The organism is Desulfosporosinus cupriresistens, from assembly GCF_001707885.1.
Lineage (GTDB): Bacteria > Bacillota > Desulfitobacteriia > Desulfitobacteriales > Desulfitobacteriaceae > Desulfosporosinus.
Genome location: NZ_MASS01000020.1, coordinates 40,124 through 55,644 on the forward strand (window position 1 = coordinate 40,124; position 15,521 = coordinate 55,644).

The window sequence follows — 15,521 nt, forward strand, 5'->3', positions numbered from 1 at the left end:
TACTGGTTTCTTATTTCTACCCTCTTTTTCTATTGCCTACGAAGGTTTGCTCCGTCTGGAGTTGTAACAGGAAACTCGCCGGCTAATCGTCTACTTCCTGTTCGAATAAATAAAAGTGTCTCCGCTACATTAACGATATGGTCCCCCATACGCTCCAGTGTCCTAGCCACCACCAGTCCCAACCCTAATTGGCCGTCATTGCTTTTAGTTTGGCTGCCTTCAAGCAAAGCTACTTTTAAATTGGCATACACATGGTCCAAGAGATCATCCTGGTCTGTTAAATCTATGGTGATCTCTACCTCCTCTTTCAATATGGCCAGAGTGTAATTCGTCATTGCTAGCAATTGTTTGGCCATCCGTTGAATATCTGGCGACCAATTCCCCTCCGGCTTGAGCTCACTCAGCTCAGCAATATCGCATGCGTAATCGGCGACCCGTTCGAGCTCCTGGGCCATTCTTTGAAATCCGAGAATCCAACGCAAATCCTGACTCCGCAATTGTTGTAAACTCATAATGTCGAAACTACGATTGACGATACTGTCTCGTATTTGATCGATCACATCATCACGTTGTTCACAATCTCGAACTGCCTCACCATGCTCAAACGCTTCCAGCACCGCACTTATTTGATTTCTCACAGCTTCCGCCAGCTCCACCGTCATCACACGCAAATTTAGCAAGACCCGGTCATAACCTGATGTACGAAACATTCCCATACATCACACCTCTTTCCTTTAGATTCAATGAATAAAGCAAAATTATCTGCGTGCAAATTCCAGAGGGCAAATTTGATACTCTATATTCTATATTCGATCCTTGATAGTGCTACTTGAACTGCGGTTAGCCATCGAATAAAGTTAACTTATTATATTGTGGAACCAGAAGTTTCGTAACGCCATCCTAAAGGTATTGATTAAATATTCTGATAATTCATATTCAAGACAGGGTGCTTTATAAATTTATGTCTCACTCCTATTCACCAGAAAGCTCATAAAATGATATGACTTGTTCTAAAACATAAAAGTCACTGGAGAAACCGCAAACAACGCTTTCTCCAGTGACTTCTCATCTCTCTATCTTAATCTTCATGCTTCCTAACCCCGATAAACTCATCTTTCACCGTTCTCAGCCGCATTGCGGCACGGTCCCCCGCCATCCTGCAAGAAGGGCTAATACGTGCGAAGACAGTGTCTTCGGGCGGTGCTCTAATCTCAAACGTCTTGTTTGAGTCATGGCCGTCGGATGCCGAATTTGGCCGGTACTCGCTCTTGCATGTTATACGGAGCTTTAGTTTGGCCTACGAACGGATGGAGTGAGCGTGTCCATACGACTTTCCCTAGTAGCGTTTTCTAACCGTTGTCGCCCCAATCCCCAGCTCATCACGGTACTTAGCAACCGTGCGCCTGGAGATCCCCATATCTTTGGCCTTTAAAAGTTCAGCTATTTTTTGATCAGAATAAGGGTTTTTAGGATTTTCTGACGTAATGATATCACGCAAAGCCAGTTTGATTTCCTCAGTCGTTATACTAGATTCGTTATTATGACCTCGCCCCATGCTATTTGCAAAAAAGAATTTAAATTCGTAAATCCCCCGGGGTGTTTGTACGTATTTATGAGATGTGGCTCGACTGACGGTCGATTCATGAACTCCAATTTCCTCTGCAATATCTCTTAACGTAAGCGGTCTCAAATGACGGGTCCCATAGCGAAGAAATTCTGTTTGCCACTTCACGATGGCATTTGCTACTTTATAAAGGGTTAGACGTCGCTGCTCAATACTACGAATGAGCCAGGCCGCCGCGTTCAATTTCTGCTCAACAAATTTGCGGGTGTCTGTACCCTCCTCATGGCTTAAGACATCACGGTAGGCCTTGTTTATCCCTAAGCGGGGTACTGTGATGTCATTTACCAGGATAATAAACTCTCCACCTATTTCTTCAATCACGACATCAGGGACAACATAGCGCACCTCTCCGGGAGTGGAAAATCTGAGACCTGGTTTAGGGTCCAGTTTGCGGACCAGATCGGCCATTTCTTGGACTTGGCACAGCGAAATTTTCAAAGCATGAGCAATTCTTTGCAAACGTCCTGCCCCCAAATCTTCAAGATGCTTTAAAAACTCCGGGAACTCAGGCGGATAGTTGCCCAGAAGCGGTAATTGTAACCGAAGACATTCCTCTAGATTTCGTGCTCCCACCCCTAACGGGTCCAGGGTCTGCACTAAGGCTAGCGCTTCTTCGGCTGTTTCGAGTGAGACATTTGTTTCACGAGCAATATCTTCTAATGACAGAGTTAGACACCCATTGTCATCCAAATTCCCAACAATGTACTCCGCTACGGATAAAGAAGCAGAGACTTTCTGAACATGTAGTTGTTCGAGCAAGTGCTCCAATAAAGTTGGCGCTGAAGCTATAAAGGGATCAAATCGTTGTTTGTCCTCCACCACCACCCGTTCCTGACGAACACGATTTTCGTCCTGATCCTGAAAATAATCCTGCCAGTCTACATCCCATTTCTCATCGGCGATACTTTCTTCAGCCACAGGGGGCTCTGCATCCTCTTTACTGTTCATAATTTCTTCTTGAGTTTCCAGCAAAGGATTTTCCATAAGCTGATCCTCAACATACGTGGAAAGGTCAAGTGCGGACAACTGTAAAATAGTAATTGCCTGACGCAATTCCGGAGTCATAATAAGTTTTTGAGTTTGCTCTATACTTAGTCCATACCCTAACCGCACCTTATTTCCCCCCACCATCTCTGATTTTAGGTTGTCTTCCCATGTGCCTAACTTTAGGGTTCTATTTTTTGTTCCTGACTCGCTCCGCCAATTCATCAATCTTCCTCATCCGGTGATTGACTCCTGATTTACCGACTTTTGGCCGTAGCATTTCTCCAAGTTCTTTTAAACTGGCATCTGGATATTCCAACCGAAGCTCCGCCATATCCCTAAGTGCGGGTGGCAAAGACTGTAATCCAATCGTATCTACAATAAGTTGAATATTTTCCAGCTGGCGCACTGCGGCATCGACAATTTTATCCAGATTAGCAGTCTCACAATTCACTAAACGATTCACTTGATTCCGGACCCCTTTAAGCACTCGAACGTTTTCAAATTCCAAAAGGGCACGGTGAGCTCCTATAAAGCCAATAAACTCTACAATGTGTTCACTCTCTTTGATATATACTACATACCAATGCTTGCGCATGCTCACTTTAGCCCCTAATTTAAATCGGTTAACCAACTGACATAATGCTTTAGCATGTTGCGCATCATTACTGACAATTTCCAGGTGATATTCGCCTTCAGGGTTATTGATCGAACCTCCCGCCAAAAAAGCTCCTCGCAAATAAGCTTTTTGATCACAGCGCTTTTTTATAAGGTTAGGAGAGATTCCAGGATAAATTTGTCCTGCTTCATCAACCAGGCCCAAGTTTTGTAAGTCTTCTAGGCCCCGGAGATAGATTTTGACTAAATATGAATTATTTTTACGAAGCCTAAGTTTACGGCGAACTACAATATCCACCGGACGCTTTAACACATCCTTAGCCAAGCGAAAGATCTTACGTGCAACTGGAGCACTCTCTGTAATTACATTCAAGGCATACTGTTGATTTGCACTAATTTGGAATGTTCCGTCCATGCGGACCAAAGCCGCTAGTTCTGCTAACTCGCAACAAGATTTCTGACCGCCTAAACGTGCAAGTTCTTCTTTGGTGACAGCACTAAAGGACAATTTTCCAACCCCCTTATGTCGAGGCTCGAGGCTCGAGGCACGAGGTTCGACTGGGAACTTTGAACGTCCCGATATCGAACATCTCCATTCGTGCGTCGTGCATCGTACTTCGTGCTTCGCTATTCGCGGAGCTTCTGAGAGAGCAAATACGCATCAACTAAAGCAATTCTCTCTCCCATAGGTTTTAAACGAAAAAGTAACCGCACTAGTTCCTTTGCCAACCGATCTGAATCATGGCGAATGACGTCCCCTTCTTGCACTAAATGTGCCTCAAAATATTTGGCACCAAGATGTTCGACGTCTTTAGGATCAGTAACGACAGGTACGGCTTCTTCCTTGACATACCTCATTAAACTCGTCGCTGTTACTTCCCCCTTATTGGCCAGTACCGCATCAACAAAGTTTGGACCGCAATGGTCCAGAATGGCCTTAAGGTGGTCGGACACCCGGTAACCGTCTGTCTCCCCTTTTTCCGTCATAACATTACATACATAGACACAAGGAGCCTTTACTTCCCGGATTTTATCTCTGAGGCCTCCTACCAATAAATTGGGTAATACACTTGTATATAGACTTCCTGGACCCAGAACAATAAGATCTGCCTCCTCAAGGGCCTGCAAAGCTTCAGGCAAAGGGTGACAATCACTAGGTTCCAGGTAAACCCGGTGAATCTTTCCTTCGGTGTCACGGACCGCTGTTTCCCCTTCAACCTGGGAGCCATCTTCAAATTCCGCCTTAAGCACAATTTGTTCCAAAGTGGAAGGGAATACCTTGCCGCGGATAGCAAACACTTTACTAATTTTTTCGATTCCTTTTTGAAAATCGCCAAACGTATCGGTTAGCCCTGCCAGAAGCAGGTTTCCTAAACTATGCCCTTCCAGTGTTCCGCTTTCAAAACGATAAGAGAAGAGCGTGTCCATAATCTCCTCTGTATCTGCCAAGGCGACTAAGCAATTTCGCACATCCCCTGGGGGTTGAATACCCATTTCAAGCCGTAATTTTCCTGAGCTTCCACCATCATCCGCAACCGTAACAATCGCCGTAAGATTACAACTGTACTGTTTAAGTCCGCGCAGAAGAGCAGAAAGTCCGGTCCCCCCACCGACAACGACAATCTTAGGCCCTCTGCGCAAATGATGACGGGCGTAAATCACATCCACGATTCTTCCTTCGTTATCTGGGAGTACTGATGAAATAATAGAGTAGAGCATGCGTTTAAAACCTAGAATGATAGCAAAGATCCCTAAAGCACTGATGACCACACCGGCCGGCACAGCTGTGAGCGGTGTACTGCCCGTCACTCGATAGATAACCTCTCTGAACTGTAACTCAGCATAGCCAAGCGCAACTCCGTCATTCATGACTGAAAACCCAGTTGCGAACAGGAAAATTCCGAGAACCGCCAGGAGAAACCACCGTTTCACTTTCAGATTGGGGTAAAGCCACTTCAGATAGCGTGAGAGTCCCTCACTCATCTTTGGTTTCATCGCGCCGTTCCATGTTTCTGATTTTTCAAGGCGTCCCGATGTTTAACACTGATGGCGTAATTACGTTCCTTTAAAAATTGTCCAACCCGTTCCGCAATGGCCACGGAGCGGTGTTGTCCACCGGTACACCCGATCCCAATAACCAAGTGTGTTTTACCCTCTTTAACATAATTAGGGAGGATATATTCAAGTAAGGATAGGTACTTCTCCATGAACTCTTGGGCCATTGGATTGCCAAAGACATATTCCTGGACCAGGTTATGCTCCCCAGTCAGCGGACGTAAAGTCTCAACATAAAATGGATTCGGCAAAAAACGCACATCCATGACAAGATCACCGTCCATAGGAATTCCATATTTAAAGCCGAAGGATATCACGGAAACAGCCATTTGTTCCAGACCTTGTGCTTTACCAAATAACTCAGCCACTTGACTACGGAGTTGTTGAGAGCTTAAGTTGGACGTGTCAATAATATCGTCGGCCCGGATTCTTAGCTCCTCCAGTTGTAGACGTTCAGCCTGAATGCCATCTAGAACTCGACCACGAGGAGAAAGAGGATGCCGACGTCGCGATTCTTTGTAACGGCGGATTAACGTTTCATCCGATGAATCCAGAAAGAGGACTCGCAGATGAAAGCCCTCCTTTTCCAAATTGCTTAAGGCTTCACTCAGTGAGGAAAAAAATTCTCCTCCGCGCAAATCACAAACAATCGCTGCTTTAGAAACCTTGCCTCGGGACTGGGCACAAAGCTCCGCAAATTTCACAAGAAAGGTGGGTGGCAAATTGTCAACACAGAAAAACCCTTGATCTTCAAGACTTTGCATTGCCTGAGTTCTTCCAGCACCAGATAAACCCGTGATGACCACTAGCTCTAATCCTTTTTTATCCACTACTTTCACCCCCTGCTCTGATTTTAAATTACGGCTGTCACTTAGCTGATAAAGCCTTTCCAGCTTTCCCCTGAGCACTGGCGAGTGCATCCTCCGGCGAGACGTTTCCTGCCAGCGAATTTCTCCAGGCTTCATCTTGAAGGGGAATCAACTTCCACTCAGGGGCATCTCCTTCCAAAGCCCAGGCCTTAGTCAAAGCACTATTTGCCTGGGGAAAGACACCTTTCTGGACTTCGGGAAGACGATAATATCCCATATTGGCTGGGAGAAGACGTCCAGCTTGCATCAGAGCTCCTTCAACTCCCACAGCAAGCAGTGCGCTTTCCACGGTTTGAATCGCTGGCATCATTGCTTCATTTGTCCCAACCACAGAATTAGCAATTCCCAGTGTCGATCCCAAAAGCGGTTGTCCTGGCCCACTCACCAATTCCACCAGCGGCATACTTCCCCAAGGCACATTTTGCCCATTTAAGAGTTTCGCTTGACTCGCTCCCGCTATCATGTAGGGTGTTTGCCCACCCGCAAAGGACGCTAAAGTGTTTGGATCAATACGCAGGACTTTACTACTCTGCCAAGTCAAGAGTTGTTGAAGAAACGCCACGTTGCTGGGATCGTTGATAACCGGTTTGCCCGCATTCATCAACTTCCCACCTTGCCCCCTCCACCATGCTGAAAGTGTGGCGGTATCCGCGGCTGTAACGGAAACCCCTCCTTTAGTTGAAAAAAGGTCAGCCAAACTGGCAGGGACAGTAGCTGTATCCGTTCTAAAATAAAGCAAAGGAACATCTGTCAACCAAGGGAGAGCATACTCCACTCCCCCAAATCGGAAACCAGCCAACGTTGCAGGAAAAGCATCCCGATCCAGATATGCTGTAGGTGCTAACGCCCCCTGCCCGTAAAGTTGGCGAAGTATCTCTCTCGAAGCAATAAATATTTCCGGACCTTTCCCTCCCGCTTCGGCTTGGTAAGAAAAAGCTACAAAGTTTTGTTCCGGCACATATTTGAGCTTAATGATCACCTCAGGATGGGTCTTCATGATTGTTTGAATCTGTCCTTGTAAAGCAGCTACCTCAGCCCCTTGTAGGGTATGCCAGACTTCGACTACTGCGGGTGCCGGTCCTCCTGGTTGTCCTGTCTGGGGTGTTTTCGTGCACCCGGCAACGACTATCAATATAAGTATGCAAAACCAACTCAATAAGGTTTTACACAGAAAATTTCGGGAATTCATGTTACTGCACTCCATTCATTCGTCATACCGGTAGGCCTTCACGCTCCCATGTTGATAGTGAAAAAGATACCAGCATGACCCGTTGGATTCCCCAACCTTTAATACATCAGAAGTGAACCGGGCCACTGCCGTGTTGCGATTCCACTGACGTCGGTCCATTTCTACTGACTCTGGAATCACATTTGCCCAATAACTGGCTCGCCGAATGGTCTCCTGCTCAGTTCTCCACTCCTCTGCTTCCTCCTCAGCCTCCGAGCCTACTTCGAGCCAATCAGGAACGTTGCGTGGACGCTCCCACATGTAATAATCAAAACGCAAGGCATCGCGGAGTTTATCCCACAAAACAGCGTCATAGGGTACTGTACTCGCCACGAATTCCCAGAGTTTGTCAAACAGGGCTTTACCTGACCATTGTCGGTAAAACCAACCTTCTTGCTGCCAAAACTCTGCGAATTGATCGTAAAAATCAAACGGTGTTGCAAAGAGTTTAAGAATTTCATGCAAGGCGTGGGCGAACTTCTTTGAATTATAGTATTTATCGATTAAGTCTTCCATGCGTTGCAATTGAAGTATCTCACTATGTGACATGAACGGGGTTTCTAAAATCGTATAGGGTGGATCTGGGGTGAATACGAGACCATAACGTTTGCTTTGCAGACGAAGCCCCGACCCTTTAAGTACTTTTAAAAACCCGAGCTGGAGCATATCTGGTTTTATTAGGTAGACATCGTTAAAAGAGATCCGAAAAGTAGACCAGTTTTCCTCCGGTAATCCGGCAATCAGATCAAGGTGCAGCGGTATTTCAAAGCTTTGCAATTCTGGTATAAATTTTTTCCAGTCCTCAAAATTTTGCGGGCGCGCAACAATCTCAAGTGTCGGTAAATGAGTCGATTGTACCCCAATTTCCAATTGGATTAAACCACGTGGATAATTTCTAAAATAATCCATCCATTCATCATCCAATAGGTCTCCTGCTATTTCACAATGAACACGAATTCGGTGGGCATCGGGGAGCTTCTCGCTCTCTTCCTGCACTATATTCAAAATCTCCATAGCATGACGCTTATTAGCATTAAACGTGCGATCCACAAACTTTATTGTTCCCACACCGCTTTCCAGTAAGTGACGAAACATTCTCCGAAACCGCTCTGGCTCTAAAAATCGAACACCCTTAAACGTCGAGGACAAGCAATACTGACAGTTAAATGGACATCCCCTAGTTGTTTCAACATAGACAAGACGGCCTGTGAAGTCTTCAATCTCTGTATATGGAAGCGGGAGATCGTTTAAATCAGGCGATGCTGGTCTAGGAGGATTGACCGTGATCTTACCGTTTTCTGACCAAGCTATACCTGCTACGTGAGAAAGGTCACGACCGTTTTGCCATCCGATAAGTAGCTCTAAAAATGTCTTTTCCCCTTCGCCGATAACAAGGGCATCCACTTCTCGATGCTCGCGAAGAAACTCCTCAGCCTCAAACGATACTTCTGGGCCTCCGATGACGAACCGTGTATCTGGACAAACTGGGTGAAGACGCCTGATCAGCGCTGCTATCTCTTTCATATTCCAAATATAACAGGAAAAGCCAATGACATCGGCCTTGGCTTCATAGATTTCTCCGGCAATTTGATCAAGGTGTTCATTAATGCTAAATTCCCGAAGCAAGACATCCGGATAAACTGCGCGAACCTCTTCTCGCAAATAGCGAAGGGCTAGATTCGTATGAACATATTTTGCATTGAGGGCAACTAAAAGAACACGCAATTCTGCCACTTCCCTTCGCTTTAAGTATAGCGGTTTAGGCCCCTTATTGCAATTCTTGTGCCAGAATGCACGAGAGCAAACAAAATAACGAAACGAGACACCCCAAAGGGTCCAATGCCTGAACAGGCATTGGACTCCTTTGTTCATGGACACTGAATTTCAGCTCTGGAATCCCCCCGGGAAAAGGATTGGAGCAACTTTCGGCGTAATTACACCGAAGGAATATCCTTGTTGCTTGAGGTATTGAATAATCTGGGGTAGCGCATCAATCGTTGTGATCTTAGCTCCTGCGTCATGCATTAAAATAATAGTCCTCGCTTTACCCGGCACTTGATTTTCCACGTTTTGAACGAGTTGCTCTGCCAGGACAAGAGAAGCGTCAGCGTCTCCGCTACTGACGTTCCAGTCATAGATCAAGTAATCTGCAGCATCGAGTGCATTATAATAGTTGACATGAAAATGGCCCTGAGTTCCACCCGGTGCCCGAACAATTTTGGGACGGACTTTAAGGGTTTTAAAAATAAGTTCTTCCGTCTGTTTAATTTCCGCCAAAAAAGTCTCTGGACTGCGATAAAGCAAATTATAATCATGGGAATAACTGTGATTTCCTATCCCCTCCCCTTGCTCATATTCGGCTTTTAAGAGGTCAGGATACTTTTCCACTTGCCTTCCCACTACGAAAAACGTTGCTTTTACACCTTCATCCTGAAGGATCTTAAGGATACGAGGCGTAGTTTGAGGGTAGGGACCGTCATCAAATGTCAAATAAGCAATTTTTTTCGGTTCTACATTAAACACTCTTACCCGCATGGCCAGCCCCGGCGCACTCGGTGGAATACCACTCAAGAGATAATAGGGATGAATTGGGGTCTGAGGCAGAGCCGCTGGGGGCGTGGGCGCAGGATTGTCATCACTTTCGTCCGCAAGAACTGGAGGAACGGTATCGGTTTCTTGTTCGGGTATTGGTTCCGTAGTCTGTTCAGGTAACGGTTCTGTCTCCTGCTCGGGTATCGGTGCTGTCTCCTGCTCAGGCCTTGGCTCTGTCTCCTGCTTGGGCATTGGTTCCGCCTCTTGTTCGGGTATTGGCTCTGTCGTCTGATCCGGTGTTGGTACCTGTGTGCTTGCTGGATCTGAGGAATGAGGGGTTTGAATTGGCCCGGTGGTTCCCGACGTAGAAGTCGTCACTGGATGACATCCCCCTATATATACGCTTGTCAGAAGTGTCAGCATCACAATGGTTACACGCCATCTCTGCCAATGTTTTATCCTCATAGTGCCCACCCCCAATCTAGATGTTCGTAATTCGTAGTTCGCTATATAATACTTTATTTGTACTTGGAATATCAGATCACGGACAAACTCTTAGATTTATTTAACTAGAACGGGAATAATATAGTTCAAAACTCCATTAAGTATCTTCAATTGTATTCCCTTATTATTGATAATCGCCTGTCTTCATTTTCTTCAGCTATATTTACAACAACACATCCATGTTGATCTCTTCAAGTGTTGCACAACCCGTCAAAATCATAGCCTGTTTTAGTTCATTGGTCATTGTTTTAAGCGCTAAAGAGATCCCCTCGGCGCCTCCACCGTATGCGGAGATAATAAGCGGTCTTCCAATCAGGACTGCATCCGCACCGAGTGCCAACATTTTTAATACATCTGTACCGGATCGAATTCCACCATCAACGATTACTGGGATTCGTCCATGAACGGCGGCAGCAATTTCCGACAGAATCTCAGCCGTGCCGGGCGTATGATCAAGCACTCGTCCGCCGTGGTTCGATACGACAATTGCTGCTGCACCCACTTCAATCGCCACTTCCGCCTCGTCCACCGTCATAATGCCTTTAATAATAAATGGTAAAGATGTGCTGGAAATGATTTCTTTCATTTCTTCTTTTGTTTTAGGACCAACGGGTTGTCCCTTTAAAGCCATAGTAACTAGACCTGCTCCATCTATGTCCATACCTACCGCTAAGACCCTCGCTTCCTCAGCGCGCCGCAGATATTTGAGGACCTCTTCCTGCTCCCTAGGTTTAATGAACGGAATACCTCGACCTTGGCCCTTGACTATAGCATCCACCCCAGAATTATACATTGCCGGGTCCGCTCCATCCCCAGTACACGCTAAAGTCCCTGCAGTTAGACACCCCTGAATTATTGCCTCTGCCCATTCTTCTTCGTTCAAAGCCCCACCCATGTTATAAACATTACCGGTAATCGGTGCGCCCAGAATTGGCGTAGCCAGATCTAGTCCGAAAAGTTTGTAGGTTGTATCCGGATTTTTAGCACCATGAAGTGTCCTCATATTAAGACGAAATGCAGCCAGCATTTCCACATTACTTTTAAAAGATGCCCCGGTTCCTAGTCCTCCCATACCTGGAACTTCACCTGCACAGGCTTTGCCATTACACTCGGGACAAACCCTACAAAATCCCTTAAGCTTTTCTCGGGCAGTTTGGCGAACTGTTTTCATATCCATTACATACTCCTCCATTTTTCTGTTAGATACGATGCATCGTGCCTATAGCGACTTTATTAATCAAAAGCACTGTTACTATTATTTGTTTCTGAAAGAGTTCTATCCAGAACATAGCGTTCAATGGCTTCCGCCACCCCATCTTCCTGATTCGTTACTGTCACAATATCCGCTTGTTCCTTAATTGCCGATTGAGCATTTCCCATTGCCACACCTAGACCCGCGTACTTAATCATTTCTAAATCATTGAAACTATCTCCAATCGCCATCACATCTTCTTGGACAATTCCTAGACGTTCGGCTAATGCGGCCAGAGCAACCCCTTTGTTGACAGCACAATCCGTCATTTCTAGAAAACAAGGCTTGGACTTAGTAATATTCACCTTTTCCCCATAACGTTGTCTCAACAAAGGAGCCATTTGGTCTAGCTCCGCTTCCTCTCCCATCAGAAGAATTTTCTCTATTCCTTCGGGTTCTTGGGAAAGGATGATTAAGAGATCTGCTTCCTCGATACGGACACTGGAAATTTGCGCATAATCGCGCGAAAATCCATTCCGTTTTGTCGTAATGACACGGTCTTTAAGATAAATCTGGGTATAGACCCCCTGTTCTAAAACATACCGAACAATTTCAGCTGCCACAGCACTGGGAATAACTCGCCGAAAAAGAATATCACCGCTTAAAGCCTGTTGAACCATCGCTCCATGATATGTAATCACCGGGACGTCCAGTTTTAGTTGTTCTGCATAAGGACGGGTAGAAATAGGCATACGCCCGGTAGCAATTGTTACTTTAACGCCTTGGGCCTGAGCCCTTTGAATCGCCTTCTCAACTCGAGGGGAAATTGTCCAATCATCCCTAAGCAACGTATCATCCAGATCCATAGCTATTAACCGAATCGCCACGACCTTACCACTCCTTAGTTCGTAGTTCGAACTACGAATATCCTATATCCTATATCCCATATTCCATTGTGCCTCTAAGCATTATTCTATATTATTCGACAGAGAAAAGGCCATTCCTTTCCCCTTGTGACAAATTAGTAGTTCGTGGTTCGAACCACGAACTACTAATATCAAATATGCCCTAGGTAACGTTTTAGATACTGTCCTGTATATGATGCTGGCAAAGCGGCAACATCCTCTGGCTTCCCTGCTATCAGTACCTCTCCACCGCGGTTTCCCCCTTCAGGTCCAAGATCAATAAGCCAGTCCGCCGTTTTAATAACATCGAGATTATGCTCAATGACGAGCACAGTATCCCCTGCATCGACCAAACGATGGAGCACTTGGAGGAGTTTGTCGATATCCGCTGTGTGCAAACCGGTCGTCGGTTCATCGAGAATATAAATTGTTTTTCCCGTACTGCGTCGGCTCAATTCTGTGGCCAGCTTAATCCGTTGGGCTTCTCCCCCAGATAATGTGGTTGCCGGTTGACCTAAGCGAATGTACCCTAAGCCCACATCTTGCATCGTCTGAAATTTCCGGGAAATTTTCGGCACCGCTTTGAAGAACTCCACGGCCTCATCCACGGTCATGTCGAGGACCTGAGCAATACTTTTACCTTTATAGCGAACTTCCAAAGTTTCCCTATTGTAGCGTTTTCCCTCGCAAACTTCACAGGGAACGTAGACATCTGGAAGGAAGTGCATTTCAATCTTAATAATTCCGTCTCCACGACATGCCTCACAACGACCGCCTTTAACGTTGAAGCTAAACCTACCTGGTTTGTATCCTCGCATCTTTGCTTCCGGTGTAATGGAAAAGAGTTCTCGGATAAAATCAAAGACACCTGTATACGTAGCGGGGTTTGAACGGGGAGTCCGTCCGATCGGAGACTGATCAATATCAATGATCTTATCTAAATGCTCCAATCCCTCCAAGCGCTCGTGTGCTCCAGCACGATGCCGGGCGCTGCCAAGCTTGGTTGCTAAACCTTTGTAGATGATTTCATTGACCAAGGTACTTTTACCCGACCCCGAGACCCCGGTTACACAGGTAAACAGACCTAAAGGGATACGCACATGAATATCCTTTAAGTTATTTTCTCGAGCTCCAAAAACTTCAAGCCACTTTCCGTTAGGCTGCCGGCGGTTCTCGGGCACCAAAATCTGTTTTTGGCCACATAGATATTGCCCCGTAATCGATTCCTCGATAGTTTTGATTTCCTCAATTGTGCCCGCGGCCACTACTCGCCCGCCATGGGCCCCTGCGCCGGGACCAATATCAATAATATGGTCCGCAGCAACCATCGTATCTTCATCATGCTCGACCACAATTAGGGTATTTCCAAGGTCCCGTAAACGCTTAAGTGTTGAAAGCAGGCGAGCATTATCCCGCTGGTGGAGCCCAATGCTCGGTTCATCCAAAACATAGAGGACACCCATCAGGCTTGACCCAATCTGTGTCGCCAAGCGGATCCGTTGTGCTTCTCCCCCCGAAAGCGAACCTGCCGAACGTGCCAGCGTCAGATAATCCAACCCGACATTTACCAAAAACCCCAGTCTTTCCCTGATCTCCTTTAAGATTTGATGGGCGATCGTTTCTTCTTTCGGCGTAAGAGTTAATTTATTTAAGAAGCTAATTGTTTCAGTAATCGAAAGGCGAGTCAAATCATCAATAGAGATCCCACCCACCTTCACTGCTAACGCTTCAGGTTTGAGACGTTTTCCCTGACAGGCAGGACAAGGATGTTCACTCATATACCCTTCGATTTCGAGGCGCACCATATCCGAGGTTGACTCTCGATAGCGACGTCCAAAAAAAGGCACTAGCCCTTCAAATTTGGCATTAAATATTTTTAGCTGATCAAAAATATTTTGGTATTTAAAATGAATGGGGGTCTCTGTGCCATACAGTAACCCTTTCCATTGGTTCTCATCGAGTTCCTTCAACGGAGTATCCATCTCGAATCCTAGGTTTATAGCGACGGCTTCCATCATCTTGGGATAATAGTTCGAGGTTGATTTGGCCCAGGGCGCAATTGCCCCTGTTGCCAAAGACAGGGAACGGTCAGGGAGGAGCAGATCAATGTCCACTTCAAGATTTGCTCCTAGTCCTGTACACGTAGGGCAAGCACCATAGGGACTATTAAAGGAAAATAGACGTGGCGAAATTTCTTCGAGAGCAATCCCACAATCCGGGCAGGCGAAATTCTCGCTAAAAAGCAACTCCTCTCCATCGGTGATGTCCACAATGACATTTCCTTCACCGAGTTTGAGGGCTGTTTCTAAAGAATCCGCCAAACGCTCAGCGCTCTCAGGTTTTAGAGATATACGGTCAATTACGACCTCAACTGAGTGTTTTTTGTTCTTTACCAAATCTATTTCTTCACTAAGGTCCCTTGTCTCTCCATCCACACGCACCCGAACATACCCAGCCTTACGAGCATCCTCAAAGACCTTTTGATGTTCTCCTTTTTTCCCTTTAACGAGCGGGGCTAAAATCTGTAGTTTAGTCCGCTCAGGATAACGCATCACATGATCAACCATCTGCTGAACGGTTTGCTGAGAAATCCCTCGACCACATTGCGGACAATGAGGATGACCGATCCGCGCATAAAGCAGTCGCAAGTAATCGGAAACCTCTGTCGCCGTACCCACAGTCGAGCGAGGGTTGCGGTTAGTCGTCTTTTGATCAATGGAAATCGCAGGCGATAGTCCTTCGATGGAATCCACATCGGGCTTGTCCATTTGACCTAAAAATTGTCGGGCATAGGCTGATAGGGACTCGACATAACGCCGCTGTCCTTCAGCATAAATTGTATCGAACGCAAGAGATGATTTTCCCGAGCCAGATAATCCGGTGATTACCACCAGTTTGTCTCGTGGGATGTCGATGTCGATATTCTTTAAGTTATGAGCACGTGCTCCACGCACGCGCAAGTAGTCTTGGGTCATGATTTGCCTCCTAAGTTGCTGTTTGGGGAGGAAGT

At 46.1% G+C, this 15,521-nt stretch carries 11 protein-coding genes; all 11 read right to left on the minus strand.

The window, feature by feature from the left end; all coding sequences use genetic code 11:
* Nucleotides 1-29 precede the first annotated feature (29 nt).
* Complete coding sequence (locus DSBG_RS10080) at nucleotides 30-716, minus strand: phosphate signaling complex PhoU family protein (RefSeq protein ID WP_083236807.1); 687 nt, start codon at nucleotides 714-716, stop codon at nucleotides 30-32.
* A 620-nt stretch (nucleotides 717-1,336) separates the two neighbouring features.
* Nucleotides 1,337-2,737, minus strand: a complete 1,401-nt coding sequence (rpoN, locus tag DSBG_RS10085; protein WP_068964161.1) for an RNA polymerase factor sigma-54 — start codon at nucleotides 2,735-2,737, stop codon at nucleotides 1,337-1,339.
* A gap of 61 nt (nucleotides 2,738-2,798) precedes the next feature.
* On the minus strand, nucleotides 2,799-3,734 hold the full coding sequence (gene whiA / locus DSBG_RS10090) for a DNA-binding protein WhiA (RefSeq protein ID WP_009623652.1): 936 nt from the start codon (nucleotides 3,732-3,734) through the stop codon (nucleotides 2,799-2,801).
* A 119-nt stretch (nucleotides 3,735-3,853) separates the two neighbouring features.
* Nucleotides 3,854-5,221: a gluconeogenesis factor YvcK family protein gene (locus tag DSBG_RS10095; RefSeq protein WP_068964117.1), complete on the minus strand. Its 1,368-nt coding sequence runs from the start codon at nucleotides 5,219-5,221 to the stop codon at nucleotides 3,854-3,856.
* On the minus strand, nucleotides 5,218-6,111 hold the full coding sequence (gene rapZ / locus DSBG_RS10100; protein ID WP_068964119.1) for an RNase adapter RapZ: 894 nt from the start codon (nucleotides 6,109-6,111) through the stop codon (nucleotides 5,218-5,220). Before rapZ ends, DSBG_RS10095 begins: the two co-directional genes overlap by 4 nt.
* A gap of 37 nt (nucleotides 6,112-6,148) precedes the next feature.
* Nucleotides 6,149-7,339 carry an ABC transporter substrate-binding protein gene (locus DSBG_RS10105; protein WP_068964121.1) on the minus strand — a complete coding sequence of 397 codons (1,191 nt, stop codon included), beginning with the start codon at nucleotides 7,337-7,339 and terminating at the stop codon, nucleotides 6,149-6,151.
* Between the two features lie 15 nt (nucleotides 7,340-7,354).
* Nucleotides 7,355-9,103 carry a B12-binding domain-containing radical SAM protein gene (locus tag DSBG_RS10110; RefSeq protein WP_068964123.1) on the minus strand — a complete coding sequence of 583 codons (1,749 nt, stop codon included), beginning with the start codon at nucleotides 9,101-9,103 and terminating at the stop codon, nucleotides 7,355-7,357.
* A gap of 159 nt (nucleotides 9,104-9,262) precedes the next feature.
* Nucleotides 9,263-10,375: a polysaccharide deacetylase family protein gene (locus DSBG_RS10115; RefSeq protein ID WP_068964125.1), complete on the minus strand. Its 1,113-nt coding sequence runs from the start codon at nucleotides 10,373-10,375 to the stop codon at nucleotides 9,263-9,265.
* 202 nt (nucleotides 10,376-10,577) lie between these two features.
* On the minus strand, nucleotides 10,578-11,591 hold the full coding sequence (locus DSBG_RS10120; RefSeq protein WP_068964127.1) for an alpha-hydroxy-acid oxidizing protein: 1,014 nt from the start codon (nucleotides 11,589-11,591) through the stop codon (nucleotides 10,578-10,580).
* 56 nt (nucleotides 11,592-11,647) lie between these two features.
* Nucleotides 11,648-12,493 carry a Cof-type HAD-IIB family hydrolase gene (locus DSBG_RS10125; protein ID WP_068964128.1) on the minus strand — a complete coding sequence of 282 codons (846 nt, stop codon included), beginning with the start codon at nucleotides 12,491-12,493 and terminating at the stop codon, nucleotides 11,648-11,650.
* 170 nt (nucleotides 12,494-12,663) lie between these two features.
* Nucleotides 12,664-15,486, minus strand: a complete 2,823-nt coding sequence (gene uvrA, locus DSBG_RS10130) for an excinuclease ABC subunit UvrA (protein ID WP_068964130.1) — start codon at nucleotides 15,484-15,486, stop codon at nucleotides 12,664-12,666.
* Between the last annotated feature and the right edge of the window lie 35 nt (nucleotides 15,487-15,521).